Below are 2,238 nucleotides of genomic sequence, written 5' to 3' on the forward strand. Positions count from 1 at the left end.
TTTTTCGTGGCTCCCCGATCCGGCAGGATCGGGGGTGTTGGCCGGTCGGGTTCCGGCATGACGTTCTGCCCCCAGTCGCCCATGGTCCGGGGGGTGTTGTCACCGGGACCTGTCCCGGCGGTCGCGGATCGCTGATAGAGGCACGACCCGCTTCAGCATACTGCCTCCCGTGCCGTGCAAGATGACTGCGGGGGGCTGAGAGGAGGGCGCCCGTGGTGGTGTCTAGCCTGGCCTGGAGGATCCCATGGCTGTCGTGGTGCAGGGCGCCTGACCAGCTGATCCAGCAGGTTCGCTCGATCTAGGCTCGGCCATCGTTGCTCTCTGGCTCAGTAGGCCTGCCAGTCGGGTTTCTGGGCGAGGGTGTACTCGTAGTACTCGCGGTGCTGGAGGCGGGAGGCTGCGGCTTGGTCGACCAGGACGGTCGTGTGGGGGTGGAGCTGGAGGGACGACGCCGGGCAGGCGGCGGCGAGGGGGCCCTCGACGGCGGCGGCGATCGCCTCGGCCTTGGCCTCGCCGAGGCCGATGAGAAGGAGATGGCGGGCGTCGCGGATGGTGGCCAGGCCCTGGGTTAGGACGTGGTGGGGGACGTCCTCGGGGGCCGGGAAGAAGCGGGCGTTGTCGCGCCGGGTCTGCTCGGTGAGGGTCTTGATGCGGGTGCGGGAGGCGAGCGAGGACATCGGCTCGTTGAAGCCGATGTGCCCGTCGGTGCCGATGCCCAGGATCTGGACGTCGATGCCACCGGCGGCGGCGATCGCGGCCTCGTAGCGGGCTGCTTCGGCCACCGGGTCGGGGGCGTGGCCGTCGAGGCTGTGGACGGCGCGGTCGGGGAAGTCGACGCTGTCGGTGAACTCGCGCCGGATCACGGAGCGGTAGGACCCGAGGTGCTCGGGCGGGAGGCCGAGGTACTCGTCGAGCGTGAACGCCTGCGCGCGGGCGAAGGAGAGGCCCTCCTGGCGGTGGCGACGGATCAGCTCACGATAGGCACCCAAGGGGGTCGAGCCGGTCGCGAGGCCGAGCGCGGCATGACCCTGCTCGAGGCGGCCCTGGACGATGTCCGCCGTAGTGCGGGCAACGGCACCGCTATCGGGGTGGATGACGACTTCCACAAGATCCTCCTGTTCTGGCAGGTGCTGACACAGGGCCGCGGCTCCGGCCGTTCAGTCCGGTGCCTGTCGGGTCAGCTCCTGCTGGCCCTGAAAACCGTTTCCTAGCCCTCTTCGACATCCCATACGAGCGCGGCGAATTGGTCGCGGTCGGACGAAGCCCGGGCGTGGAGAGGTGGCGTGCCTCGGTGCTTTCTCCTGTCGGCTCAAAGCAGTCGCAGACCGGACCGAGTTTCGTGCAGACGACTCAGACCTTCCTTTCGACTCCATCGAGCTGGCTGATGAGAACGGCGTGCTGGTCACCTCCGAAGACCGCAAGATACGCGTGGAGGTCGGCGGTGCGGGCATTCTTCAAGCTCTTGGCAGATCTCGACCCGCCACAGAGGAAGCTACGTCGAGAACTCACACACCACCTTCGATGGATGCGCCCTTGGTGATCGTCCGCCCTACCCGCAGAGGCAAGATCACCTTCACCGCCGTTGCCGAAGGGATAGAACCCATCATCCTGACGCTATCTGCCGAAGAACATCAGACCTAACACCCTCTTACTCCCGATGAGAAGGTGGAATGGGCGTCCATGGGGCGAGCCAGAGCCCGGTGATCGCGTCGATGAGCCCGACGGTGAACGTCTCCCAGGTGTGCCGTTCGAGCCCGGGGGAGCGTGCTGCGAGGGCCTGCTCCCTCTCCGCGTACCCGTAGGTGATCAGCTGGCGTGTCATCATGTCGCGCTGCTCGCGTACCGGGGCTGGGAGTTCGGGCCGGCAACGGTCCAGAGCCTCGATGGCTGCCCGAAGGGACTCGGACCGCAGCGTCTCGTCGGCAAGGAGGTGGCGGAACATGGGGTCTGCCACGAGCTGGGCGCTCAGGCGGGCCCACCACGTTGGGAGGCCTAGGGATGCGAGATGCTCCGCCGTCGGGCGTACGAGGCAGTCGACCCACGCCCGCACGTCCTCGCTGCCGGCCGCGGCTGCGACCAGTGACTCGCGGCGCCGCTCGATGTCGTCCTGATGACGCCGCACTATCGCCGTCAGCAGATCGGCTTTCGTCCCGAAGTGGTAGCCGACTGCGGTGTTGTTGCCCTGCCCTGCTGCCTCGCTGATCTGCCGGTTCGATACGGCCACCACCCCCTGCTCGG

Annotated in this window: 3 protein-coding genes; 1 reads left to right on the top strand and 2 read right to left on the bottom strand. The window is 67.6% G+C overall.

Annotated features, from left to right (window positions below; genetic code table 11):
* Window positions 1-326: 326 nt before the first annotated feature.
* Complete coding sequence (gene nagB, locus LK10_RS01635) at window positions 327-1,106, bottom strand: glucosamine-6-phosphate deaminase (protein WP_043119650.1); 780 nt, start codon at window positions 1,104-1,106, stop codon at window positions 327-329.
* Between the two features lie 172 nt (window positions 1,107-1,278).
* Here nagB and LK10_RS22970 point away from each other — a divergent pair, with 172 nt between their 5' ends.
* Window positions 1,279-1,641 carry a hypothetical protein gene (locus LK10_RS22970; RefSeq protein ID WP_197061824.1) on the top strand — a complete coding sequence of 121 codons (363 nt, stop codon included), beginning with the start codon at window positions 1,279-1,281 and terminating at the stop codon, window positions 1,639-1,641.
* Window positions 1,642-1,648: 7 nt separating this feature from the next.
* On the opposite strand, the gene LK10_RS01640 is transcribed toward LK10_RS22970, so the two are convergent.
* On the bottom strand, window positions 1,649-2,238 hold a 590-nt coding region (locus tag LK10_RS01640), incomplete at its 5' end, for a TetR/AcrR family transcriptional regulator (RefSeq protein ID WP_043119652.1).

The organism is Sinomonas humi (genome assembly GCF_000802235.1).
GTDB lineage: Bacteria > Actinomycetota > Actinomycetes > Actinomycetales > Micrococcaceae > Sinomonas > Sinomonas humi.